General features: G+C 65.8%; 22 protein-coding genes. 12 read left to right on the top strand and 10 right to left on the bottom strand.

The annotated features are described in order from the left end of the window. Window position 1 precedes the first annotated feature (1 nt). Entirely contained in the window at window positions 2–1,006 is a 1,005-nt protein-coding gene (locus IE097_RS02415; RefSeq protein WP_189458535.1) for an LLM class flavin-dependent oxidoreductase, read from the bottom strand. A 129-nt stretch (window positions 1,007–1,135) separates the two neighbouring features. Between IE097_RS02415 and IE097_RS02410 the strand changes: the two genes are divergently transcribed. Beyond that, a complete protein-coding gene (locus IE097_RS02410; protein WP_189458534.1) occupies window positions 1,136–1,987 on the top strand; it encodes a carboxylate/amino acid/amine transporter in 852 nt (283 codons plus the stop codon). 32 nt (window positions 1,988–2,019) lie between these two features. On the opposite strand, the gene IE097_RS02405 is transcribed toward IE097_RS02410, so the two are convergent. The 7 genes from IE097_RS02405 to IE097_RS02375 form a co-directional block, all read right to left on the bottom strand. Beyond that, the gene (locus IE097_RS02405) at window positions 2,020–2,844 is read right to left on the bottom strand and encodes a siderophore-interacting protein (RefSeq protein WP_189458533.1); all 825 of its coding nucleotides are present in this window, start codon (window positions 2,842–2,844) and stop codon (window positions 2,020–2,022) included. Window positions 2,845–2,902: 58 nt separating this feature from the next. Beyond that, window positions 2,903–3,403: a PadR family transcriptional regulator gene (locus tag IE097_RS02400; RefSeq protein WP_189458532.1), complete on the bottom strand. Its 501-nt coding sequence runs from the start codon at window positions 3,401–3,403 to the stop codon at window positions 2,903–2,905. Window positions 3,404–3,520: 117 nt separating this feature from the next. Then, on the bottom strand, window positions 3,521–4,300 hold the full coding sequence (locus IE097_RS02395; protein WP_229797378.1) for an ABC transporter ATP-binding protein: 780 nt from the start codon (window positions 4,298–4,300) through the stop codon (window positions 3,521–3,523). After that, window positions 4,300–5,367: a FecCD family ABC transporter permease gene (locus IE097_RS02390; protein WP_229797377.1), complete on the bottom strand. Its 1,068-nt coding sequence runs from the start codon at window positions 5,365–5,367 to the stop codon at window positions 4,300–4,302. The genes IE097_RS02395 and IE097_RS02390 overlap by 1 nt, the downstream gene beginning before the upstream one ends. Further along, complete coding sequence (locus IE097_RS02385; RefSeq protein ID WP_189458530.1) at window positions 5,364–6,488, bottom strand: ABC transporter substrate-binding protein; 1,125 nt, start codon at window positions 6,486–6,488, stop codon at window positions 5,364–5,366. Before IE097_RS02385 ends, IE097_RS02390 begins: the two co-directional genes overlap by 4 nt. 103 nt (window positions 6,489–6,591) lie before the next feature. Continuing rightward, window positions 6,592–6,888, bottom strand: a complete 297-nt coding sequence (locus IE097_RS02380) for a DUF2218 domain-containing protein (protein ID WP_189458529.1) — start codon at window positions 6,886–6,888, stop codon at window positions 6,592–6,594. A 79-nt stretch (window positions 6,889–6,967) separates the two neighbouring features. Further along, window positions 6,968–9,028, bottom strand: a complete 2,061-nt coding sequence (locus IE097_RS02375) for a TonB-dependent receptor domain-containing protein (RefSeq protein ID WP_189458528.1) — start codon at window positions 9,026–9,028, stop codon at window positions 6,968–6,970. A 256-nt stretch (window positions 9,029–9,284) separates the two neighbouring features. On the opposite strand from IE097_RS02375, the gene IE097_RS02370 reads away from it, so the two are divergent. From IE097_RS02370 to IE097_RS02360, 3 genes are all read left to right on the top strand, one after another. After that, a complete protein-coding gene (locus IE097_RS02370; RefSeq protein WP_189458527.1) occupies window positions 9,285–10,178 on the top strand; it encodes a helix-turn-helix transcriptional regulator in 894 nt (297 codons plus the stop codon). Window positions 10,179–10,223: 45 nt separating this feature from the next. Further along, a complete protein-coding gene (locus IE097_RS02365) occupies window positions 10,224–11,132 on the top strand; it encodes an alpha/beta hydrolase (RefSeq protein ID WP_189458526.1) in 909 nt (302 codons plus the stop codon). 216 nt (window positions 11,133–11,348) lie between these two features. Beyond that, window positions 11,349–12,659 (top strand): hemolysin family protein, encoded by a 1,311-nt coding sequence (locus IE097_RS02360; protein ID WP_189458525.1) that lies wholly within the window; start codon window positions 11,349–11,351, stop codon window positions 12,657–12,659. A 3-nt stretch (window positions 12,660–12,662) separates the two neighbouring features. On the opposite strand, the gene IE097_RS02355 is transcribed toward IE097_RS02360, so the two are convergent. Beyond that, on the bottom strand, window positions 12,663–13,775 hold the full coding sequence (locus tag IE097_RS02355; RefSeq protein ID WP_229797376.1) for a VIT1/CCC1 transporter family protein: 1,113 nt from the start codon (window positions 13,773–13,775) through the stop codon (window positions 12,663–12,665). 356 nt (window positions 13,776–14,131) lie between these two features. Here IE097_RS02355 and IE097_RS02350 point away from each other — a divergent pair, with 356 nt between their 5' ends. The 8 genes from IE097_RS02350 (at window position 14,132) to IE097_RS02315 (ending at window position 24,390) form a co-directional block, all read left to right on the top strand. Next, window positions 14,132–17,740, top strand: coding sequence for a DNA translocase FtsK (locus IE097_RS02350; protein ID WP_229797375.1), 3,609 nt, complete (start codon window positions 14,132–14,134; stop codon window positions 17,738–17,740). Further along, entirely contained in the window at window positions 17,737–18,480 is a 744-nt protein-coding gene (locus tag IE097_RS02345; RefSeq protein ID WP_189458524.1) for a pseudouridine synthase, read from the top strand. Before IE097_RS02350 ends, IE097_RS02345 begins: the two co-directional genes overlap by 4 nt. Window positions 18,481–18,658: 178 nt before the next feature. Next, window positions 18,659–19,975, top strand: coding sequence for an MFS transporter (locus IE097_RS02340; protein WP_189458523.1), 1,317 nt, complete (start codon window positions 18,659–18,661; stop codon window positions 19,973–19,975). 211 nt (window positions 19,976–20,186) lie between these two features. Continuing rightward, window positions 20,187–20,726, top strand: coding sequence for a hypothetical protein (locus IE097_RS02335; RefSeq protein ID WP_189458522.1), 540 nt, complete (start codon window positions 20,187–20,189; stop codon window positions 20,724–20,726). Between the two features lie 13 nt (window positions 20,727–20,739). Beyond that, window positions 20,740–21,342 carry a hypothetical protein gene (locus IE097_RS02330; RefSeq protein WP_189458521.1) on the top strand — a complete coding sequence of 201 codons (603 nt, stop codon included), beginning with the start codon at window positions 20,740–20,742 and terminating at the stop codon, window positions 21,340–21,342. Window positions 21,343–21,461: 119 nt separating this feature from the next. Continuing rightward, the gene (ettA, locus tag IE097_RS02325) at window positions 21,462–23,129 is read left to right on the top strand and encodes an energy-dependent translational throttle protein EttA (RefSeq protein ID WP_189458520.1); all 1,668 of its coding nucleotides are present in this window, start codon (window positions 21,462–21,464) and stop codon (window positions 23,127–23,129) included. Between the two features lie 111 nt (window positions 23,130–23,240). Next, window positions 23,241–23,483, top strand: a complete 243-nt coding sequence (locus IE097_RS02320) for a VF530 family protein (RefSeq protein ID WP_189458519.1) — start codon at window positions 23,241–23,243, stop codon at window positions 23,481–23,483. 127 nt (window positions 23,484–23,610) lie between these two features. After that, entirely contained in the window at window positions 23,611–24,390 is a 780-nt protein-coding gene (locus IE097_RS02315) for an EI24 domain-containing protein (protein ID WP_189458518.1), read from the top strand. Between the two features lie 60 nt (window positions 24,391–24,450). Here IE097_RS02315 and IE097_RS02310 read toward each other — a convergent pair whose 3' ends face one another. Then, window positions 24,451–25,347, bottom strand: coding sequence for a glycoside hydrolase family 16 protein (locus IE097_RS02310; RefSeq protein ID WP_189458517.1), 897 nt, complete (start codon window positions 25,345–25,347; stop codon window positions 24,451–24,453). Between the last annotated feature and the right edge of the window lie 2 nt (window positions 25,348–25,349).

The following is a 25,349-nucleotide window of genomic DNA, read 5'->3' as shown; positions in this document are numbered from 1 at the left end:
CTCAGCCCGGCCGGACCAGATCGGCCAGCAACTCGTACGAACGCAGCCGGTGCTCGAAATCGTAGGTGTCGGTGACGACGATCATCTCGTCGACCTGGGTCTGGTCGAGCAGCGCCTGCAGCTGCCGTGCCACCGTCTCCGGCGAGCCGATCGCCGACGCCGCCAGCCGGGCGTTGACCTGCGCGGCTTCCAGCTCGTTCCACAAGCCGTCCATGGTCTCGACCGGCGGGTCGATCGGGCCGCGCTGGTCGCGGATCATCCGCAGCCAGCGCTGCTTCATCGACGTCGCCAGATAGCTCGCCTCGGCGTCGGTCGGCGCGGCGATCACGTTGACGCCCATCATCACGTAAGGCTCGGCCAGCTGCTTTGACGGCCGGAACGTCTGGCGGTACAGCTCGATGCCCCGCAGCAGGTAGTCCGGGGCGAAATGGCTGGCGAACGCGAACGGCAGGCCGAGCTGGCCGGCCAGCTGCGCGCCGTACGAGCCGGAACCGAGCAGCCAGACCGGGATATCCAGCCCTTCACCCGGGATCGCCCGCACGTGCTGGCCCGCACGGGTCGGCGCCAGATAGCCGCGCAGCTCGGCGACCTCGTCGGAGAATTCCTGCTCGTTGCCGACCAGATGCCGGCGCAACGCCCTTGCCGTCTGGCCATCGGTGCCCGGCGCACGGCCGAGGCCGAGGTCGATCCGGCCCGGGAACAGCGACTCCAGCGTGCCGAACTGCTCGGCCACGATCAGCGGCGCATGGTTGGGCAGCATCACCCCGCCCGAGCCGACGCGGATCGTCCGGGTCTGCGCAGCGACATGGCCGATCAACACGCTGGTTGCGGCGCTGGCGATGCCGTCGAGGTTGTGGTGCTCGGCCAGCCAGAAGCGCGTGTAACCGAGCCTTTCGGCCGTCTGCGCCAGCCTGGCGCTGCGGGCGAAGGCATCGGCGGCGTTGCCGCCACGGACGACTGTGGCGAGATCGAGGACGGAAAAGCGGATATCGGACAGGCGTTTCATCGTGAAGGCTCGCGGTTGACTGGACAGGCGCTCGGCAGGAGCGGCTCGCTAACAGGTGCTGGCGATGATTGCATTTTCAAGCACCAAGGCTCCGGTATCATCGCGACTCCTGACCGCAACGAGGCCACCGTGCCCTATCTCGCCGCCATCACCGTCATCTGGGCACTGTCGTTCAACCTGATCGGCACCTTCCTCGCCGGCCGCGTCGACGCCGATTTCGCGGTCCTGACCCGCGTGGTGCTGGCCGGTCTCGTATTCCTGCCCTTCCTGCGCTGGCGGCAGGTCAGCCCGCCGCTGCGTATCGGCCTGATCATGGTCGGCGCGATGCAGTTCGGTGTCACCTATCTGTGCCTGTATCGGGCGTTCCGCTTCCTGACCGTGCCCGAAGTCCTGCTGTTCACGATCTTCACGCCGATCTACATCACGCTGATCGACGATGCGATGAGCCGCCGCTTCAATCCGCGTGCGCTGCTGGCGGCGCTGGTCGCGGTGGCCGGCGCGGCCATCGTCCGTTATGACGCGCTCACCGGTGACTATCTCGCCGGCTTCCTGCTGCTGCAGCTGGCGAACCTGAGCTTCGCCGCCGGCCAGATCGGCTACAAGCACCTGTTGCGGCGCCATCCGAGCCCGCTGCCGCAACACGCGAGTTTCGGCCTGTTCTTCGTCGGCGCGCTCGCGGTGGCGCTGCCGTCGTGGCTGCTGTTCGGCAATCCGGCCAAACTGCCGACGACCGAGGCACAGTGGGCGGTGCTGGTCTTCCTCGGTCTGGTGTCGACCGCGCTCGGCTACTTCTGGTGGAACAAGGGTGCCTGCATGGTCGATGCCGGCCGGCTTGGCGCGATGAACAACATGCATATCCCGGTCGGCATCGCGATCAGCCTCGTCACCAGCCACCCGGAAGGTGGCATCGGCCGGATGCTGCTCGGCGGCGCGGTGATCGCCTCGTCGCTGCTGCTGGCGCCCAAGAAAAACCCCGCCTGAGCGGGGTTTGCCTTCACGAACACCTGTCGCACTCAGTCCTCGAGTGCGCTGTGGTGCGCCACCGCACCGTGCTTCCAGTAGCTGGCGGCACGGATGCGCTTCTTGTTGATGCCGTGCTCGTCGACCAGCACCTTGCGGATCGCCCCGATCACCGACAGCTCGGCCGCCGCCCAGACATAGCCTTCACCGGCAGGCAGCGCCAGCGCGCGTACGGCGCCCTCCAGCCGTTGCGGATAACCGGCGGGCTCGCCGTTGCGGTGCAGCCACGTCAGCGACACCTCGGCCTCGCTGGGCAGGTTGATTTCCTCGCCGGCATCGGCCACCTCGGCAATCACGATCGCGCGGGCGCCGACCGGCAGTTCGGCCAGTCGCCGGCCAATCGCCGGCAGTGCGGTTTCGTCGCCGATCAGCAGATACCAGTCGAAATCGTCCGACACGACGAATGAGCCTCGGGGGCCGCCGGCGCCGATCACCTGCCCCGGCGCGGCCTGCTCGGCCCAACTGGCGGCCAGCCCGTCGCCGTGCAGGGCAAAATCGATGACCAGCTCGCCCGCGACCGGATCGTAGCTGCTCGGCGTGTAGTCGCGCATGCTCGGCCGGATCGCGCCTTCCGGGTACTCCGGGCCGGTTTCGCTCAGCGACGGCAGAATCGGCGCAGCCTGGCCCGGCGCCGGGAAGAAGAGCTTCACGTGATCATCGTGCGAGGCCGAGACGAAGTCCTGCAGCGACTCGCCGGCAAAAGTCACGCGCAGCATGTGCGGTGCAATCCGCTCGGTTTTCCGCACCGTGATCAGGCGCAGCTTGAGCGGGTGGCGAACTCGGGTAACGCTGTGTTTTTCCTGGATGTGCTTTTCCATTCCATGTCCTCTTCAAGCCGGGAATTCAGCGGTGGCCCATGTTCCGCTGCAACAGGATTCAGTTCGGCGCATCGACAATCGCCCTCGCCGCATCCTCGATCGCCTTCGCCGCCACGGCCACCGACGCATCGCTCCAGCCGTGCTCGCGCAGCAGCAAGGCCTGCTTCAGCGTCTGCATCGCCTGCATCACCCGCTCCGGCGGCAGGTGGCCGGCCATGCGCCGCGCCATCAGTTCCATCCTCACCATGACGCCGTCGATCGTCGCCCGGTTTGCCGCGATGTAGGCCTCGCCGTCCGGCGTGACCGTGTAGTGGCGCTTGCCATCGGCATCGACTTCGCCCCTGAGCAGGCCCTGTTCGTCGAGCAGCGTCAGCGTCGGATAGATCGCCCCCGGACTCGGCGCGTAATTGCCGCCGAACTTTTCCTCGATCGCCTTGATGATCTCGTAGCCGTGGCGCGGGCTTTGCGCCGTCAGCGCCAGCACCACCAGCCGCAGGTCGCCGTGATCGAACACGCGGCCACGCCGGCCGCCGCCACGATGCCCCAGTTCGTTCCTCATGATGACGCGCTCCTTCGATATATCTAACGATGCAACTTAAGATATATCTTCAAGAGGTGAACTGTCCAGCGCGGACCGACGGAATGCAGAACGCCACCCGAAGGTGGCGTTGCTGATTCAGGCGCCGACGAGGCCGTCGACCATGATCTGGCTGAAGCCCTGCGAGCAGGGTTCGACCCGCCCGCGCACGCCGTAAACCTCGGCCAGCGTCGCACCGTTGATCACGGCTGCGGGCGGCCCCTCGGCGACCAGTTGGCCGGCCTTGAGCAGCAGCGCGCGGTCGGTGTGCCGCAACGCGACATTGAGGTCGTGCAGCACGATCACGGTCACCATGCCGCGTGCCCGCGTTTCCTGTCGCAGCAGGTCCATGACCTGAAACTGGTGGTTCAGGTCGAGCGCCGACAGTGGCTCGTCCAGCAACAGCACCGCCGGCGCGCGCACCAGCGCCTGCGCAATGCCGACCAGCTGCCGCTGGCCACCGGACAGCTCGCTCAGGTAGCGCATCGCCAGATGGCCGATGTCGAGCCGGTCGAGCACCTGCAGCACTTCGGCATGATCGCCGCCGCGTGCCAAGCCGACCGCCGTCGCCTGGCGGGCGACGAGGATGGATTCGAACACGCGCAGGTGGACCGTCGGCGGCAGCGTCTGCGGCAGGTAGGCGATATGCCGTGCCCGCGCGGCGAAATCGCCGTAGCCGAAGGTCTGGCCGTCGAACACCACCCGGCCGTCACAACGGATCAGCCCGGCAATCGCCTTGAGCAGCGTCGTCTTGCCGCAGCCGTTCGGGCCGAGCAAGGCGGTGACTTCACCGGGCTGCAGCGCGGTCACGTCCAGTCCGGGAATCACCTCACGGCGACCGTAGCGGACGCGGATGTTTTCAATCGACAAGGTCGTCATCATGCCCTCCCGCCATGGCGGAACACGATCGCCATGAACAGCGGAATCCCCACCAGCGCGGTGACAATGCCGACCGGCACGATCACGCCCGGGACGATGTTCTTCGACGCGACCGATGCGACCGACATCACGACGGCACCGACCAGCGCGCTCGCCGGCAGGTAGAAACGGTGGTCCTCGCCGACCAGCCTGCGCGCCATGTGCGGTGCGATCAGGCCGATGAAGCCGATCGTGCCGACAAAGGACACCGCCAGTGCGGTCAGCAGGCTGATGCGCGTCAGCGAACCGAGCCGCAGCCGGCGCACGTCGACGCCGAAGCTCGCGGCGCGATCCTCGCCGAGCCGCAGTGCGGTCAGCCGCCAGGCATTGCGCATCGACCACGGCAGCAGCAGCGCACAGGCGACAAACAGGGCGATCACCTTGGGCCAGGTCGCACGCGACAGGCTGCCCATCGTCCACATGATCACGCCCTGCAATGCTTCGGCCGTCGCCACGTATTTCAGCAGCGCCAGCAAGGCATCGAAACTGAAGAACAGCGCAATGCCGAACAGCACGACACCCGAGGTACTCATGCCGACGACGCGGGTGACGAAATCGAGCAGCCATGCGGACAGCATCGCAAAAATGAAGGCATTGACCGCAACGCTCCACTCTTGCGGCACGCCCGGAATCGTCAGGTCCAGCACCAGCGCCAGTGCGGCGCCGAAGGCCGCGGCCTGAGAGACGCCGAGCGTGAACGGGCTGGCCAGCGGGTTGTTCAGGATGGTCTGCATCTCGGCACCGGCTAGGCCCAGCGCCAGGCCGACGGCAACGGCAATCAGCGCATACGGCAGCCGGATGTCCCGGACGATGACCACGCTGCCCGGATCGGCGCCGGCCCGGTCGAACAGGGCCTGCAGGACCTCGGCGACCGGCATGCCCGACGGGCCCAGCGTGAAATCGAGCAGCAGCGACGCCACGATCACCACCAGCAGCACGGCGATGATCGCAAGGCGCCGGCCCAGCAGGCGCCGGTAGCCGGCGACGGTATCGGCCGCCTGCAGGAGGGCCACTTCCGGAGCGCTCACCGACTGCCCCCGCCCTCAACCCAGAATGTGCCCTGCGGCTGTACCGCGAGGAATTCCTTGTACATCGTGCTCCAGGTCGCTTGCGGATCCAGCTTCGCGAATGCAGCCGGCTGCAGCCATTTGGCCAGTTGCTGCACCAGCACGACGTGATACGGCGTCGTGTAGAAGTGATGCCACGCGCCATAGGTTTTGCCATTGCGAACGGCACCGAGCGCGCCCAGCTGCGCGCGCGTCGCCACCACGTCGAGCGATGCACGCGCCATGGCCGGCGACACATCCTGCCCGAGTTTGAGCCCGAGCCTGGCGTCGGGCGCTCCGGCGCCGGTCGCAATGTAAGCAGCCGGATTGGTCGCGATGACTTTCTCGAGGTTCACTTCGCCGATCTCGGTACTCAGCAGACCACTGCCGATATTGATGCCACCGGCCGCATCGATCATTTCACCGATATTGCCGTTGCCGGCCGTGGCAATCCCCTCCATGGTGCCGGCGCGCAGATCGAGGAAGACCTTGGGACGTTGCGACGACGGAATGCCCTTCACCGTGTCGGTGACCAGCTTCATGTTCTGTTCGTAAAAACGGATGAACTTCTCCGCCTGCGCCTCGCGCTGCAGGGCCTTGCCCATCAGCCGCAGGCTCGGCACGGCGTTTTCCAGCGGCTTGAGCCGGAAGTCGACGAAGATCACCGGGATTTTCGCGGCTTCAAGCTGCCTGACCAGCGGGTTGTGCACGCTCGGACCATGGCCGGCGAGGCTGAACACGGCGATATCGGGCTTGAGCGAGACGACCTTCTCGCCGCTGACGGTTGCTTCGCTGGTCTTGCCGATCAGCGGAATCCTGTCGATTTCGGGGAATTTGGCGCGGTACTGGCCATACGTCTGCGGATCGAGCTGGCGGAAATCGCCTTGCCAGCCGGCAATGCGCGCCACCGGCCTGTCGCCTTCGAGCAGCGCCAGCGAGTAAAACAGCCGGCCTTCACCGAGCAGGATGCGGTCGACCTTCTTCGGCAGTTCGACCTTGCGGCCTGCCAGATCGGTCACCGTCACCGCCCGGACCGGCCCCGCCAGCAATACCATTGCGCCGGCAAGCGCCAAACCGGTGTATTTCAGCCATCGCTGGATCATCGCTACTCCCCAATCTGTGGAACGTTCTTCAAATGAGAATGATTCTATACCGCATTTGTACGCCGACCGGTCCGAAAACGGTTTGCGCCGGCGCAAACCGGCATCACGCGCCGCGTGCGCCGGCAGTCCAGACCACCGGAAGCGGATTGGCACGCGTCATCAGCGCCAGATGCTCGACCAGCACCGATTGCAGCCGGGCCAGTGCTTCGTCGCTTTGCGAATCGCAATCGAAGCGCAGTTCGGTTTCGCTGGCGCTGAGCGTACAGGCACCAAAGGCGAACTCGGCCCGACCGTGGTGTTCGTCGAACTCGACCGGAATCTTCTTGGCAAAGTGCTTGCACAACTTGAACAGGAAACGGGAAGCATCCGGCGTGGCGACACTGGCGTAGGCTGCTGGCATTGAAAGGCTCACATCAAAAAAAGGAAAAAGCCCGGGACCGGCCGGGAGGCCGGCACCGGGCAAGAGGGATCGTTGACGATCAGAAGCTGGCGTTGAGGCTGGCCCAGTAGCGGCGGCCTTCCTGCACCATCCAGTTGCCGTCGAGGCCGTCGTAACGGCCGCGGTCGTCGACCGGATCGATTTCGTCGGTGACGTTGAGCACCGAGAAGTTCAGCGACAGGTTCTTGCTGAAGGTGTAGGTCGCGCCGATGTCGCCGGTGGTGTAGGCATCGGCCTTGCGCACGTTCATCGCACCGTTGCGGAATGCCGCCCAGTACTGCGTGCCGGTGTAGGTGATGCGGGCAAACGTGGTCAGCTTTTCGATCGGCGTCCAGTCCAGACGCAGGTTGGCCATGTGCTCGGGCGTCTTGTCGAGCGGACGGCCGTCGAGCGAGCCGCCGTCGAATGCCGGCTCGCCGCCCCCCTGGCGCTCGGACTTGGTGTAGGTGTAATTGCCGCTCACCTTCCAGTCCTTCGCGAACGGCAGCGCACCGCCGAGCTCGACGCCCTTGATGTTGACCTTGTCGACGTTGTCGTAGATGTAGGTGGTCAGTGCCCGGTTGTACGGGTCCGGCACGCCGGTATCGTAGCTGACGACCTTGTTCTTGAAGTCGTTGTTGTACAGCGTCAGGCTGGCGTTGGTGCCGTTCGGCGCGTCGTAGCGGATGCCGATCTCTTCGGTGACGCTGGTTTCCGGTTCGAGATCCGGGTTGCCGCACAGCGCGCCGCGCTTCTGGGTGCCACCGCCCGAGGTCATGCAGTAGCCCGGCGTGGTCTGGCGCAGCGTCGGCGCCTTGAAACCGCTGGCCGCGCCGCCGCGGACCGTGATCGTGTCGGTGACCTTGTAGACGGCATACAGACGCGGCGTCCAGTGGCTGCCGTAACGGTCGTCGTTGTCCAGACGCAGGCCGCCGGTGAGACTGAGCTTGTCGGTGACGAAGTACTCGTCCTCGGCAAACAGCGCCCACACCTTGTTGGTGACCGAGTCCGGGCTCGGGCGATGGCCGGCGACCGGCGATTCGTTGGCGATGTTCTCGAGCTTGTTGTGGTTGTACTGCCCGCCCAGCTTGAGGATGTTGGTATCGAATGGCAGCGTCACCAGACCGTCGAGCACGGTATTGGTGATTTCCGGATTCGACATCGACGCTTCGGCTCCGGCGCCGGAGTTCTTTTCCTTGCCGATTTCCTGGTACAGCGCCACGGTCGTCGTCCCCCAGCCCCAGCGGCCGTTGTGGGTAACCGCCCAGTTGGTGCGCTCGTGTTCGGTCCTGATCGCCGGATCGGACTCGGCAATCGACTTGCCCGGGGTGTTGGTGTAGGTCAGCTCGTTGTGGCCGGCCTCGATCGTGATGTCCTGATCCTTGTTCGGCGTGATCGTCAGCTTGGCACCGTAGTTCTTGTTCTTCGTGCCGTTGGCGCCTTCGGTGAAGTTCTTCGGGTAGTAGATGTCGTCTTCGCGGCGGTTGCTGTAGTCGCCGTAGATCTGCAGGCCGAGCAGGTCGTCCTTGAGCGGACCGCCGAGCCAGAAGCTGCCTTCGCCGGTGTTGCCGTAGTTCTTGTCTTCCTGCAGCGTGCCGCCGACCGTCACCGAGCCGTGCCAGGCTTTCTGTACCTTGCGGGTGATGATGTTGATGACGCCACCCATCGCATCCGAGCCGTACAGCGACGACATCGGACCACGGACGACCTCGATCCGCTCGATCGCATCCAGCGGCGGGATCTGGTACGCCTGCACGCCACCGGTGCCGCGGTTCATGGTTTCGCGGGTGTTCTGGCGCTTGCCGTCGACGAGGATCAGCGTGTACTCGCCCGGCATGCCGCGAATCGAGATGTCGGTTTCGTTGGGATCGGGACCGACAACGCTGACGCCTTCGATATGGCGAACCGCATCCGACAGGCTGGTGAACGGCTGGGTTTCCAGCTGTTCGCGGGTGATGACCGAAATGCTCGCCGGCGCTTCCTTGATCTGCTGCTCGTAACCGGCGGCGGTCACGACCATCGAATCGAGCAAGGTTTCGTTTTCAGCCGCCGTGGCGGGCGCGGCGGCCCATAGCGCGGATACGATCAGCGGGATCGGAAGGGACTTGAACGGGGGGATCATCTTCACACTCTCTGCAGCTACTTTGTAATTGTTTTGCGGCCGGCCCCATGCCGCCCGCCACTCAAATGAGAATGATTTGCATTTGAATTTAATGGCGCATAGTATTCCACACGTTCGTATGACAAGCGTTTGCGGAAAAACAGAAAAACCTTTGCAAACGCCATGACCAGGAACCTGCTCAAGGCCTTTTCGCAAAAAACGCGTGCGCGAAAGGCGGTTCGAAAAGACCTTGAACAGGCTCCGAGGAGAGCCAGAGATGCAGATCGCACAACACTTTGAACCGCTGCCGCTCCGCGACGGCCTGATGCTGACGCGGACCGACGCGCCGGTGCTGCACAAGCGCGACCTCGGTTGCACCGGCGCCGAGGCCGAACTCGATTGCGGGCTCAACCTCGCACTGTTCCTTGCCGGCAGCGCCGACGTGTCGTACGGCAAGCGCCGGCTGCAGCTGGGCTCGCAATGCGACGAAGCCGGCCGGCTCGTCAACGAGGCCGCGCTCGTCTCGGTGGCGGAGCCCGACGTATTCATGCGCCGCGCCACCGACAGCACCACGGAGCGCAAGGTCAGCCTGACGCTCAGCCGGGAATGGCTGGATTCCAGCGGCCTGCTCGACAGTGACGAGCACGCCGCGCTGCGCCGCTTCTGCACCTGCCACCTGTCGGTGCAGCGCTGGCGGCCGTCGGCCCGGCAGATTGCACTGGCCGAGGCAATGCTGCGCCCGCCGGCCTACGCGCCGCTGCTGGAAAAACTCTATCTGGAAAGCAAGGCGATCGAACTCGTCGTCCAGACGCTGGCGCAGATCTCGGCCCCGGCAGCGCCGGGACTGCGGCCGCGCGAAATGCGCCAGATGCAGGCGCTGCGCGACTATCTCGACAGTGGTGCCGCCGACGCGCATTCGCTCGACGACCTTGCCCGTCACGTCGGCCTCAACGTCAACGCGATGCAGCAGCGCTTCAAGCTGCTGTACGGCCACACGGTGTTCGATTACCTGCGGCTGCGCCGGCTGCTGGCCGCACGCGACGCGCTCGAGCGCGACGGCGTCAGCGTGGCCGAAGCCGCCGATCTGGCCGGCTACACCAGCGCCGCCAACTTCGCCACCGCGTTCAAGCGCCGGTTCGGCATCACGCCCAAAGCCGCCCGGCAACGCTGAAGTGCCGTTCCCGCGTCCGACCGAACATCCCTCTGCCAAACTGCCATGACACTGCCAACCCGCTGGCTTGCCCCGCTTCTGCTCTGCACGCTGATGAACCCGATCCTCGCCGCCACACCGCCCCAACCTGCCGCACCGCTGCCGCCCGCCCGGCCGCTGACGGTGAACGGCGGCGACGTGTATGACGTCAGGGCCAAAAGCAGCGGGCTCGATTACCGGATCTTCGTGTCCCGCCCCGATGCGCCGCCACCGGCCACCGGCTACCGGGTGTTCTACGTGCTCGACGGCAACGCGCACTTTCCGATTGCCGCCGGCGCGGCACGCATGCAGCGTCCGCTGCAGGACGTACTCGTCGTCGGCATCGGCTACCCGACCGAACAGCCGTTCGACAGCGACCGGCGCTACTTCGACCTGACGTCGAAAGTGCCGGACGAGCGCATTCCGAAAAAATTCGACCGACCGCCCAGAACCGGCGGCCGCGAAGCGTTTGCCGATTTCCTGCAACAACAGCTGTTGCCGGCGATCGCCGCCCGCTATCCGGTCAACGCCGGACAGCAGGTGCTGTTCGGCCATTCCCTCGGCGGCCTGTTCACGCTGCACCTGCGTTTCTCCCGGCCGACGCTGTTCGCCGGCTACATCGCCGCCAGCCCGTCAATGTGGTGGGACGAACGCGCCATCGTCACCGAAGCAACGGACTACGCCGCCGGTCATCCTGACGATGCAGCCCGGCTGCTGATCACCGTCGGCGGCCGCGAAAACCAGTTCAACATGGCCGGCGACGCCGCCGCACTCGCGCAGCGGCTGGCGGCCGTTCCCGGCGCCGGCGAACGCGTGGCCTTCCAGCGTTTCGACGGCGAGGACCACGGCTCGGTCGTCCCGGCCAGCCTCGGCCGCGCGCTGCGCTTTGCCTTCTACCCGACCTTGCCGGCCACCGACACGACCGCCGGCCGCTAGCCACCCCGCGCGTGCATTGTCGGGACGCGGCCTCTGCCGCTAACATAAGCGTCCCTTTACAGCTCAAGGAGTGACGGGCCACGGCCCCTCACCATATGGACATTCCCAGTAGCAGCTTCGCATACGCTTATCCCCTTTCCAGTTCACGCCAGTCCGGACGTACCGCCGGGCTGACGCCAAGCCGGGCCTTCAGCCCGTCCGGCCGGGAGCGCTGAAATGGAGATCCTGCTGCTGCTGGGCCTGATCCTGCTGAACGGCCTGTTCGCGATGTCCGAAATCGCGCTCGTCACCGCGCGCAAGGCACGGCTGATGAAGCTGGCCGCCGACGGTGACGCCGCCGCCTCGACGGCACTGCGCCTCGGCGAAGACCCCACCCGTTTCCTCTCGACCATCCAGATCGGCATCACCTCGATCGGCATCCTCAACGGGATCGTCGGCGAATCGGTGCTGGCCGCGCCGCTGTCGGCATGGCTGCAGACGTTCGATCTGCCCGAAAAGACCACCAGCGTGTTTTCGACCGCGCTGGTCGTCGTGGTCATCACCTACGTGTCGATCATCGTCGGCGAACTGGTGCCCAAACGGCTGGGCCAGATGAACCCGGAAGCCATTGCCCGCCTCGTCGCGCGGCCGATGCAGTGGCTGGCGACGCTGACGCGTCCCTTCGTCTACCTGCTCAGCGTTTCGACGCACACCATCCTGCGCCTGCTCGGCGTCAAGCAGAACGGCAACCAGGGCGTGACCGAAGAGGAAATCCAGGCCCTGCTCGAGGAAGGCTCGGAATCGGGCGTGATCGAGCAGCACCAGCACGAAATGGTGCGCAACGTGTTCCGCCTCGACGACCGTCAGCTCGGCTCGCTGATGATTCCGCGCTCGGACATCGTCTACCTCGACCTGAACCTGCCGCTGGCCGACAACCTGAAGCGCATCTCGGAATCCGAGTTCTCGCGCTTCCCGGTCTGCAAGGGCGGGCTCGACGAGATCCTCGGCGTCCTGCACACCAAGCAGGTGCTGGCCTACACGCTGCGCGGCGAACAGCCCGACCTCGCCGCCGACCTCGTGCCCTGCGTGTACGTGCCGGAAACGCTGACCGGGATGGAGCTGCTCGACAACTTCCGCGCCAACAACATGCAGATGGTGTTCGTGCTCGACGAATACGGAGAAATCGAAGGTCTGGTCACCCTGCACGACCTGCTCGAAGCGGTGACCGGCGAATTCCATTCCGAAAACGCCGACGATGCCTGGGCGGTACAGCGCGCCGACGGCTCGTGGCTGCTCGACGGCATGATTCCGATCCCGGAACTCAAGGACCGGCTCGACCTGAAAACGGCACCGGAGGAATCCAAGGGCCGCTACCACACGCTGTCGGGCATGATCATGCTGCTGCTGGGGCACGTCCCGGCGACCGCCGACTTCGTCGAATGGGACGGCTGGCGCTTCGAGGTGGTCGACATGGACGGCAAGCGCATCGACAAGGTGCTGGCCGAAGCGGTCGACAGCGGCGAATCCACGCCACAGGAAGACGGCTGACGCCTACAGCGCCGTTCCCAGCCAGTGTCCGAGGCCGAAGGTGATCGCGGCCGCCGCACCGGCGGTCAGTGTCTGCCGGATGGCCGAGAACGCCGCCGAGCGCCCGTTGAACAGCGACGTGACCGCGCCGACCAGCAACAGCGCAGCCAGACTGAGTCCCGCACTGGCGGCGATGGCCACGGTCCCCTGCAGCAGCAGGAATGGCAGCAGCGGCATCAGCGCACCGAGCGAGAACAGCAGGAAGGACACGCCGGCCGCACGCCACGGGTTGCCCCCCAGCTCGTCCGGATCGATGCCGAGTTCTTCGCGGGCCAGCGCCTGCAGTGCGGTCTGCGGGTCCTGCATCAGGCGCGCCGCAAGCTGTTCGGCCTCGACCCGGGGCAGCCCCTTGGCGCGATAGATCAGCGCCAGCTCGTGCTGTTCGGCCTCGGGGGTCTGTTCAAGCTCCTCGGCCTCCTTCGCCAGCTGCGAACCGGCCAGCTCGCGTGCATTGGTCACCGACAGCCATTCTCCCAGCGCCATCGACATCGCCCCGGCCAGCAGCCCGGCCGCGCCGGTCAGCAGCACCACGTGCTGGGCACTTCCGGCGCCGGCGACGCCCATGATCAGGCAGAAGTTGGACACCAGCCCGTCGTTGACGCCGAGCACCGCCGCGCGAAGATCGTTCCCCGAGCCGACGCCACGATGCCATGGTTCGGCGCGTGAAATCGCCGCTCCGTCGACCGGGCCGCCCGCGACCGCACCGATGATCGCTGCGTGGCCGCGTTCGTCCGACGAGAGCGCCAGCGCATCGGCCTGGCCGGCGTACTTGTCGCGGTCCGCCGCTTCGGCGGCGGCGACGGAGGCGATGACGAAAGACGGGCCGAACCAGCGAATCAGCCGCCGCAACAGGCGGGTCTTGAAATCGGGGCGGAACACCGGCACGGCCGCACCTGCGGCCTCGAGCCGCTTGCGCCAGACCTGCGCGTGCCCGCGTTCGGCGTCGGCCAGCTGGCGGAAAATCTCCTGCCGGTCCGGATTGGGTTCGGCGTCGGCCAACGCCTGATACAGCGCGGCGCTGTTCTGCTCGTCGTGCCAGTTGTTCAGATAGCGGCGGATGGGGGATGCGGTTCTCACGCGGGGTTCACGTCGACTCGGACACGATCCAGCATACGCCGCAGCCCCCGGCCCACCAAACAGCCACCGGTCCCGCTCCTCGCGCCCTGTGGCTCCCGACAGTAAGCAGCGTCACAAACGGCACGCCAACGGGCCCGGCTGCCTGCCGGGCGGGACAGGCGCTGTGATACACTTTGCGGCCTCGTCGATCGCGCTGCACCAAGCGGCTTACCCGCCGCCGGCCCGCATTCCGCCACGCTTTGGCGCCATGTCCGGACCGCCGCTGCCGCCTTCGCACCGTCTTGAATTCCAGGCGCCGCCCCGCTTGCGCCGCGGCTGCCTGTTTCGGGCCGTCGCGGCCCTGCGCACTGGATACCATGTCTCACGAATCCCTCCCGCCGGACGCCGAACCGGATTTCGCCGAACCGGGCGATCACCGCCAGTTCCGTTTCGTCAAAACGCTGTCGTGGATCTTCGCGACGCTGATCGTACTGGTGATGGCGTTGCCGGGCGGCCCGCTGTTCGTGCTGTTCGGCCACGTCGGCTGGCTGCTGGCGCTGCCGCTGGCGCGTCAGGCCTGGCGCACCCGCTGGCCGCTGCAGGGCGAGCCGCGCCCCGGCCGGCCGCTGCGTGTTGGCGGCGCCGTCCTGCTGTTCACGACGCTGGTACTGGCCGACTATCTGGCCGGCGACAACGGTCTGCCGCAACTCGGCCACTGGCTGCTGGGCGGCCTTGGCCTTGCACCGGGCAACGCCGTTGCCGCACTCGTCACGCTGCTCCTCGGCTTCGGCATCGGCATTCCGCTGACGACGCAACACCACTGGCCGGCGCTGATCGGCGCAAGCGGTGAAGCGCTGCGCGAAGGCATCCCGGCACTGAAGGATTTCCACCCGTTCGAGCGCCTGGCCGACTGGTGGCGCGACCTGCGCGATACCCCGTATTACTCGCCACCGGCCAGCGAAACGGCAGAACCCGAACCGGAAGCCGATGAGGCGCCGTTCGATCCGGCCGAGTATGCCGAAAACACGCCGTCGATCGGCCTGCGCGAAACGACATCGAAAATGCTCAGCAGCGCCGGCAACGCCGCGTCGCAACTGCTGCCGACCGAGCGGATTTCGGGATGGTGGCGCACGATGCAGGAACGTCGCGCCGAAGCACGGCAGGCCGCGCTGGACAACGAAGCCGACGACGAGCCGGTCGAATCCGCGTTCGACCCGCTGCCGTTTGCTCCGCAACACGGCGACCGCCGCAGCGAAGCTGCATCGGTCGCAAGCGCATTTGCCGATCCGGTCGTGGCGGAACCGGTCCGCCGGGAGCCCGTTCCCAGCCGGCGCAACGCACCGGATGCCGGCGACGGCACGCATCGCAACACCGCTGTCGCAGCGCGTCAGCCGGTGCCGGATATTGTCGAGCCCCTCCAGCGCCCGACAGCCCGTGGCGCCGACCGGCCTGCGCGCCCGGTCGTCGAAGCCGCTCCCCGCCAGCCACTCGAGACGGCACAAAGGCCACGCCGCGAGCTGCCGGTGATCGGGCCGCAACAGGTGATGGACAACCTGCAGCGTGTCTACCGCAACCGGGCCACGCGCCCGAGCGCCGCGGCGCCGGCGGTCATGCCGGTGATCGGCGCCGACGAAGTCCGCGCACGCTTGCGCGAAATCCATGGCGAGCGCACACCGGCACCGTCGCCAAGCGCCGGCCGCACGGCCCAGACGACCGAACTCAATACCCGCACGCTGCGGATGCAGGCCGACCAGGCGCTGCGTGCGTCCGGGCGCGTCGTGCCTCAGCCGATCCAGCGCGCAGCCGCCGTGCCGCAACCGCGAGTGACCACCCGCCCTTTTCCGGGCAAGCCCGCCGCGGCAGCGGGCTCCAGCACGCCGCCGGCCAGCGTAACAGCGGCGCCGGTACCCGCCGCCCCCCCGATCACCCCGGCCACGGCTGAAACACCGGCGATCGCCGCTGCCGTGCCGGCCGCAGAGCTGCCGCCGCTCGAGTGGACCGGCGAGCTCATGGCCACCCGGCCTGTTGCGCCGATGGAGGTCATCGAGCCGCAACCGGTCGTCGAAGCGACCGTGACGGCTGCAGACGCCGAACCGGTCGTCGTCGATGCCGGGATCATTGCCGAAACCTTGCCGGAAACCCCGGGCGAGGACATCGCACCGTTCACCGGTACGAGCAGCGACGCCGGGCCGGAAGCCGGTTCGACACCGGCATTCATGCCTGCACCCCCGCCGATGGCAGTCGTGCCGCCTTCGATCGATGTGGCACCGATCGATGTGCCGCCAGTCCTTGCGATCGCCGAGCCGGTCCCGGCCACACCGATGGCCCCCGTTCCGCCGGCCATCCAGCCGCTTTCGTCTCCCGCGATGCAAGTGGCCGTCTCGCCATGGCAGCATGCGCCGACGACGCTCGACTGGGACGACGAGGAGCCGGCATCCCCCTCGCCCGCACCGGTAAACACCGCGACGGTGGCAGCACACGCTCCGGCGCCGATCCGTCATTACGACGACAGCGAGTTGCCGCCGGTATCGCTGCTGCAACCGGCGACCAGCGCAGTGCAGACGGTGTCGGAGGAAGAGCTGCTCGAACGCGGCATCCTGATCGAGGAGCGGCTGGCCGAGTTCAAGGTCAAGGTCGCCGTCGTCGACGCCTACGCCGGCCCGGTGATCACCCGTTTCGAGGTCGAACCCGCCGTCGGCGTTCGCGGTGCGCAGATCGTCAACCTGATGAAGGATCTGGCGCGCGCGCTCGGTCTGGCATCGATCCGCGTCGTCGAGACGATTCCGGGCAAGACCTGCATGGGCCTCGAGCTGCCGAACCCGACCCGGCAGATGATCCGGCTGTCCGAAGTCTTCAACGATCCGGTGTTCACCGAGTCCGGCTCGAAGCTGACGATGGCGCTGGGCAAGGACATCACCGGCCAGCCGGTCGTCACCGACCTCGCCAAGGCCCCGCACATGCTGGTCGCCGGCACCACCGGCTCGGGCAAGTCGGTCGGCGTCAACGCGATGATCCTCTCGCTCTTGTACAAGGCGACGCCGGAAGAAGTCCGCTTCATCATGGTCGACCCGAAAATGCTCGAGCTGTCGGTCTATGACGGCATTCCGCACCTGCTGGCGCCGGTGGTCACCGACATGAAGCTCGCCGCCAACGCGCTGAACTGGTGCGTGGCCGAGATGGAAAAGCGCTACCGGCTGATGAGTCATTTCGGCGTGCGCAACCTTGCCGGCTTCAACCAGAAGGTCAAGGAAGCCGAGAAGGCCGGTCAGAAGCTGACCAACCCGTTCACGCTGACCCCGGACAACCCGGAACCGGTCGAACACCTGCCCTTCATCGTCGTCGTCGTCGACGAATTCGCCGACCTGATGATGGTCGCCGGCAAGAAGATCGAGGAACTGATCGCCCGCTTGGCGCAGAAGGCCCGTGCCGCCGGCATCCACCTGATCCTGGCGACGCAGCGGCCGTCGGTCGACGTGATCACCGGGCTGATCAAGGCCAACATCCCGACGCGGCTGGCGTTCCAGGTGTCGAGCAAGATCGACAGTCGCACCATCCTCGACCAGATGGGCGCCGAAGCACTCTTGGGTCAGGGCGACATGCTGTTCCTGCCGCCGGGCACCGGCTACCCGCAGCGCATCCATGGTGCCTTCGTCGCCGACGACGAGGTGCACAAGGTCGTCGAGTACCTGAAGGACAAGTTCGGCGAGCCCGACTACATCGACGGCGTGCTCAACGGCGGCTTCGATGCCGAAGCAGCCGGCAACGCCGGCGGCGGCAACAGCGATGCCGAGGCCGACCCGCTGTACGACGAGGCGGTCGCCTTCGTGCTGCAATCGCGCCGCGCGTCGATCTCGGCAGTACAGCGTTCGCTGCGCATCGGCTACAACCGCGCAGCGCGGCTGATCGAAAGCATGGAGGCCGCCGGCCTCGTCAGCGGCATGGAAACCAACGGCAACCGCACCGTGCTGGCGCCGCCCTCCGAATGAGCCGAGAAACGCTGCCCGAGCTGTACCGCGACGATGCGCTGATCGCGGTCCACAAACCCTCGGGCCTGCTCGTGCACCGGTCGATGATCGACCGGCACGAAACGCGCTTTGCGATGCAGATCGTCCGTGACCAGATCGGCCGGCGCGTCTACCCTGTGCACCGGCTCGACAAGGGCACATCCGGCACGCTGATGTTCGCGCTCGATCAGGACACCGCACGGCTGCTGACGGCGGCGTTCGAGACCCGTGCGGTGGAAAAGGACTACCTGGCCGTGGTGCGCGGCTGGCTGCCCGAGACCGGCACCGTCGATCACCCGCTGACCCGGCTGGTCGACGCCTACGAGTTTGCCGGCGACGCCAGTGCGACCGACGCACAGGATGCAGTCACCGACTACCGCCGGCTGGCAACGATCGAGCTGCCGGTCGCCGTCGACCGCTACCCGACCAGCCGTTACTCGCTGGCCGCGCTGTCGCCGCTCACCGGCCGGCGCCACCAGCTGCGCCGCCACCTGAAGCACCTGAGCCACCCGATCATCGGCGACGCGACCTACGGCAAGGGTCGCCACAACCGGATGTTTGCCGAGCACTTCGGTGCCAACCGGATGCTGCTCGCCTGTACCGGATTGCACCTCGCGCATCCGCACACCGGGGCGGTGCTCGATCTGGCCTGCCCGCTGGCGGCCGACATGCAGAGCGTGATCGACGCACTGGGTTGGGCCGACGCACCACATCGCCGATAACGCCAATCCCGCCGCCGCAATCCGGCGCTAGAATGCACCTTGGCTGTGCACTCCCGGCACCTGCGCGGGCCCCACCCCGTCCCGCACCACCGCCCACCACCCCGAGGGCGATCCGCCGGCAGGCCCTATCCCGACCCGTTGTCGCGCAGCCGTTTTCAACGACTACGGCTTCCATTCCATGACTACCGCACAACCGGCCCACCGGCCGCTCAACCGCGACGACCTGCGCACGCTGACGCTGTCCGCCCTTGGCGGCGCGCTCGAATTCTACGACTTCGTCATCTACGTCTTTTTCGCCGCCGTCATCGGCACGCTGTTCTTCCCCCCGGACATGCCGGACTGGCTGCGGCTGCTGCAGACCTTCGGCATCTTCGCCGCCGGTTATCTGGCGCGCCCGCTCGGCGGGATCATCATTGCCCACTTCGGCGACAAGCTCGGCCGCAAGAAGATGTTCACGCTGTCGATCTTCCTGATGGCCGTGCCGACGCTGGCGATCGGCCTGATGCCGACGTACGCGAGCATCGGCATCGCTGCGCCGCTGTTGTTGCTGCTGTTCCGCGTGATGCAGGGCGCGGCGATCGGTGGCGAAGTCCCCGGCGCCTGGGTGTTCGTCGCCGAGCACGCACCGGCCAACCGCACCGGCGTTGCCGTCGGCACGCTGACCGCCGGCCTCACCGCCGGCATTCTGCTCGGCTCACTCGTGGCCACCGCGATCAACACCCGCTACAGCCCCGAAGACGTCGCCGGCTACGCGTGGCGGATTCCGTTCATTCTCGGCGGCGTGTTCGGCTTCTTCGCCGTCTACCTGCGCCGTTTCCTCGAGGAAACGCCGATCTTCAAGGAACTGCACGCCCAGCGCGCGATTGCCGACGAGCTGCCGCTGAAGGCCACGCTGCGCAACCACATCGGCGCCGTCGTCGTGTCGATGCTGCTGACCTGGGTGCTGTCGGCGGCCATCGTCGTCGTCATCCTGTTCACGCCGACGTATCTGCAGAAAGTCCAACACATCGTGCCGGCGCTGGCCTTGCAGGCCAACAGTCTGGCCACGCTGGCGCTGACACTCGGCTGCATCGTTTTCGGTGCGGCAGCAGACCGTTTCGGCGCACGCGCCACCATGATCGTCGGCTTCATCGGCCTGCTGGCCAGCAGCTACCACTTCTACACCGGCCTGCCCGGCGATGCCGGCAACCTGCTGTTCAGTTACGGCCTGACCGGTTTCTTCGTCGGTGCCATCGCCACGGTGCCCTTCGTCGCCGTCCGCGCCTTCCCGGCCGCGGTGCGCTTCACCGGGCTTTCGTTCTCGTACAACGTCGCCTACGCGATCTTCGGCGGCCTGACACCGATGCTGCTGACGCTGTGGCTGCAGAAGGATCCGCTGGCGCCGGGTCACTACGTTGCCGCGCTGGCCGTGCTCGGCATCGCACTGGCCTTCGTGCCGCTCGCCGGCCGCAAGACCACCTCCCCTGCGGCCAAACTGGCGGGCGAATCCGCCTAGAGCGGGTTCCCGTCAAAACGACAACGCCCGGCTGATACCGGGCGTTGTCGTTTTGACCGCCGCTTTGCCCTGCACTGGCGGCAGTCGGGTTCTGCACAAACCACAGTTGACGACGCCGCGTCAGCCATTCATTTACTCCGGGCTCAGAAAATTCTTACAATCCCTGTGCTACAAATTCAAACCATAAAAAAATTCCATTCAGGGAGCATAAATGACCCGGTCGATCATCGTTGTTGCTGCCATGGCCTTGTCCGCCTGCGCAGTCTCGACTCCGCCCTATTCCCCGTCCATTCAGAACATGCAAAAGTTTGAAAATGCCGGCGCAATGAAACTTGGCACCTTTGCGCTGGCAAACCCCGAACTGAACAAGGTCGGTTTGCGCGCATCTTCGCTGCAGTCATCGGTGGGGAAGACCTTTGCCGACTATCTCCACGACTCAACGAAACAGGAACTGGAACTCGCCCACCGGCTCTCCGACGACGCAGCAGTGGAACTTAGCGCTGAACTCCTGGAGAACACCGTGGATGCGAGCGGATTCTCGGTCGGCACCGCCAGGCTGCGTGCACGCTTCATGCTCAGGAAAGGTGCAGAGGCGACCTACAGCAAGGAAATCTCCGCGGAGAACGAATGGCCTTCTTCTTTTGCCGGCGCCATTGCCATTCCCGAGGCCGCGAACAATTACCCGATTACCGTACAGAAGCTGCTGGGCAATCTGGCCAGCGACAACGACTTCATCAATGCAACCCGATAAGATCCGAACAGAAATGAAAACCTTGCTCAAGACGCTTGCAGGCATCGCCGGTGCCGCCATTTTGCTCAGCCTGACCGGTTGCGCCCACCCGATTGTGATTACGCCGGAAAAACAGGCAGCACAGGCCGGTGCAGACAAACCTGCCAAAATCGACAAAACCGTTGCCTACTACATTTCGGCAGAAGATCGCAACCGCGAAGTCGTCACGCCGGGCGGCGGCGGCGACCAGGTGCGCTACCAGCCTTACCGCGATCTGGAAGTGGCCTATTACATGACCCTGGCAGACCGCTACAACAAGGTCGTCAGCCTGACGACTCCGGACGATGCCAAAGTGCTCGACGAAAAGCAGGTGAGCTACATTTTCAAACCGACGCTGACCACCGACTCCTCCTCCGACAGCATGCTGACCTGGCCGCCGACCCGCTTCTCGGTCAAGCTCGACACCACGGCGATTGATCGCAGCGGCAAATCCGTCTGGGTCAATCAGGTCACCGGCCAGGGCGAGGCCGAGTTTGACGAGTTCAAGCACAACTTCAACTTGTCTGCCCAACGCGCGAGCACCGATGCAATGCGGAAGTTCAGCCAGCAACTCACCGATGAAGCGGTTCCACAGTAGCGAAACGACGCAACAATCGGCAGGCCACGCCCGGGTTCACCGGGCGTTGCCGTTTTCTGCCGGCCCCGCAAGCGCGGCTTTGGTAGAATCGCGCCATTCCAACCGATTGGCGACAAGCAATGGCCCAGTATGTGATGTCGATGCTCCGCGTGAGCAAGATCGTTCCGCCCAAGCGGCAGATCATCAAGGACATTTCCCTCTCCTTCTTCCCCGGCGCAAAGATCGGCCTTCTGGGCCTGAACGGTGCCGGCAAGTCGACCGTGTTGCGCATCATGGCCGGCGCGGACAAGGAATACGACGGCGAAGTCCAGCACCTTGCCGGCGTGAAGATCGGCTACCTCGAGCAGGAACCGAAGCTCAACAACGAAGCCACCGTGCGCGAAGAAGTCGAAAGCGGCATGGGCGAAGTGATGGCCGCGCAGAAGCGCCTCGAAGAGGTCTACGCCGAGTACGCACTCGAAGACGCCGACTTCGACGCACTGGCCGAAGAACAGGGCCGCCTCGAAGCAATCATTTCGGCCGGCGCCGGCGACAACACCGAGCTGCAGCTCGAACTCGCCGCCGACGCGCTGCGCCTGCCGCCGTGGGATGCTAGGATCGGCAACCTCTCCGGCGGTGAAAAGCGTCGTGTCGCGCTGTGCAAGCTGCTGCTTTCGAAGCCGGACATGCTGCTGCTCGACGAACCGACCAACCACCTCGACGCCGAATCGGTCGAATGGCTGGAACAGTTCCTCGTGCGCTTCCCGGGCACCGTGGTTGCCGTGACCCACGATCGCTACTTCCTCGACAACGCCGCCGAATGGATTCTGGAACTCGACCGCGGCGAAGGCATTCCGTGGAAGGGCAACTACTCGAGCTGGCTCGAGCAGAAGGAAGCCCGCCTCGAGCAGGAAGCCAAGTCCGAAGGCGCCCGCATGAAGGCGATGAAGCAGGAGCTCGAATGGGTGCGCCAGAACCCGAAGGGCCGTCAGGCCAAGTCGAAGGCGCGGATCGCCCGCTTCGAGGAACTCTCGTCGTACGAACACCAGAAGCGCAACGAAACGCAGGAAATCTTCATTCCGGTGGCCGAACGCCTCGGCGACCGCGTGATCGAGTTCAAGGGCGTGTCGAAGAGCTTCGGCGACCGCCTCCTGATGGACAACTTCAGCTTCAACGCGCCGGCTGGCGCCATCGTCGGCATCATCGGTCCGAACGGCGCCGGCAAGTCGACACTGTTCAAGATGATCGCCGGCAAGGAACAGCCGGATTCGGGCGAGATCGACATCGGCCAGACCGTACAGATGGCCTTCGTCGAGCAGAGCCGCGAAGGCCTCGAAGCCGACAAGACCGTGTTCGACGACGTTTCGGGCGGCAACGACATCCTCAACGTCGGCAAGTTCGAGATGAGCAGCCGCGCGTATCTGGGCCGCTTCAACTTCAAGGGCGGCGACCAGCAGAAGAAGGTCGGCATGCTTTCCGGGGGCGAGCGTGGCCGGCTGCATCTGGCCAAGACGCTGCTGCAGGGCGGCAACGTGCTCTTCCTTGACGAACCGTCCAACGACCTCGACGTCGAAACGCTGCGCGCGCTCGAAGACGCGCTGCTCGAGTTCGCCGGCACCGTGTTCGTGATCTCGCACGATCGCTGGTTCCTCGACCGGATCGCCACGCACATCATCGCCGCCGAAGGCGATTCGCAGTGGACGTTCTTCGACGGCAACTATCAGGAATACGAAGCCGACAAGCGCAAGCGCCTCGGCGAGGAAGGTGCCAAGCCGAAGCGGATCCGCTACAAGCCGGTGACGCGCTAAGAACGGATGGCGGTCGGCAGATGCCGACCGCCAGTCCAATCGGGCTTGCTTTGCAACCCGCACAACGGGCCGGAAACGGCCCGTTTCTTCATGGAACCTCACACAAGACACATGCTGGATGCTCAACAGAACAACCCGCTGCACGGCGTGACGCTGGCGAAAATGCTCGAGGACCTGCTCGATTTCTGGGGCTGGGCCGAACTGGCGCGGCAGGTCCCGCTCCGCTGCTTTCAGTCCGACCCCAGCATCAAGTCCAGCCTGACCTTTCTGCGCCGGACCCCTTGGGCACGCGAACAGGTGGAAGCCTTTTACCTCTACAGCCTGCGCAATTACGGCCCCGACGCCCAGCGCTAGCCGCCGGCGTCCGGGCGCAGCATCTCGCCTCCGAACACACGGAGGGTCAGGCTGCTTTGCCGGCCGTTACGACAAAGGCATAATCACGCAGCTTCTTTTTTTCCAATCTTCCCGTTCAGAGCGCCCCATGTCCGACACGCCATCGACTAACCCGCCAGCATCGACCGGTTTGGGCGAAGTCATCCGTTGCGTCGCATTGGGCCTGCGCGACAGTATTCATCCGCGCTTGCTGCTTGTGTCGCTGGGCGTCTGGCTCCTGACTCTGGTGATCATGGCTGTGGCCTACTGGCTCGCCTGGGAACCGCTCAGTCAGGGCTTTGGCGCAGTCGCGCGCTTTCTCACACAAGACCTGCCCGGTCGACTGGGCTGGGCCCCCGACCCCGCCGGTTGGACAGGGCATGTCAACGCCGGCGCGACGGTCGGAATCGAATACGTACTGGCCTTCATGGGCTACGTACTTGGCACGATGCTGGTGGCGCGCATCGTGCTGGAAATGGTGCTGATGGGGCAGGTTCAGGCACTGGTGCTGACACGTTATCCGGTCATCGAAAACCACGTGTTCCGTCCCTGGCGCGCCAACGTAAGGGACCTGGCCGGCAATCTGGGGACGCTGATCATCGGCTCCGTGCTGTGCATGTGCATTCCGCTCCTCGGCCCGGTCTTGCTGGTGATGCTCAACGCGTACCTGAACATTCGCGGTCTGATCAACGATGCGCTGGATGGGGTAGCGACGGCCGAGCAGCAACGCCGATTCATTCGCAGTCATCGTTGGCAGATGCTGTGGGCAGGCCTGCTGCTGGGCGGCGTCACCCTGATTCCGTTCGCCGCGCTGCTGATGCCCGGCATGCTGGGCGCCACGGCCTGCCACTTGGGATTTCGCTGGCTGGCGCGGCAGCCGAAGCCCTAGTCAAGCAACGACTTAGCCTGCGACCCGCTGCCCCGGGCCATCCGGGCGGATACGACGGACTTACATATTGCAGGGCGACGGCAGCGATGATGCCGGCACGCCATCCACGTGGGCCACACCCTTGCTGCGCAGCCCGGCCACCTGCGCCTCGACCTCATCGGGCGTCAGTACTTCGTCGGCAGCGTGGAACACCCAGTCGACGTCCTGCTCCCAGCGCCGCAGCCCTTTTGCCGGGGCGAGTCCGTCGGCGATGAACCAGAGGTTGAAGTTGATCGACATCGGCACGCGCGGATAGCTGGCCTTGCCGTGCTCGCCGCTGCGCTTGCCGTCGACGAACCAGACCGTCTTGCCGTCCTTCACTTGCACGACCAGCGTGTGCCAGCCGGCCAGGTTGCCGCGTTCGCGGTGGCTTTCCACGTACGGCTTGAACGTCGGCTGCAATTGCACGGTTTCCCAGCTCGTCATGAACAGGGTCGGACCACTCGCGCCCCAGCCGCCGTGCGGCAGGTACTCGAAATCGAGCTCGCTGTAGTCCGGATCCATCTGCTGCCTGAGCGGGCTGATCGTGTAGAAGGTCTGCACGATGCGATCACCGTCCGGCCCGGACACCGGTACGTCGCTGAAACGCACCCGTGCGGCGTAAGTGCCGGCGAGGAACTTGCGCTGCTGGCACAACTGCGCCTGCTGCGTTTTTTCGCCGTCGGTCTGCGCGGAGAGCCGCAGCAACCGGTTGCCCTTGTGCTCCGGATCATCGACCAAGCCGACACCGCCCCAAGCTGCGCCGCCGACACCGGGCCAGCCGGCCTCGCTGCGAACGGTCCAGCCCTGCCGGGTCAGCGCAGCCGGATCGGCGTAGCTGAAGTCGTCGAACAACAGCTTCTGCGGCGGTACCGGCGCAGGTTTCGGACCGCAAGCGACCAACGGCAACACGGCCAGCAAAATCAGGGAACGCATCATGT

Source organism: Jeongeupia chitinilytica, assembly GCF_014652315.1.
GTDB classification, from domain to species: Bacteria; Pseudomonadota; Gammaproteobacteria; order Burkholderiales; family Chitinibacteraceae; genus Jeongeupia; species Jeongeupia chitinilytica.
The sequence above is the reverse complement of the archived record's forward strand: the minus strand, read 5'-3'. Positions and strand labels throughout refer to the sequence as shown.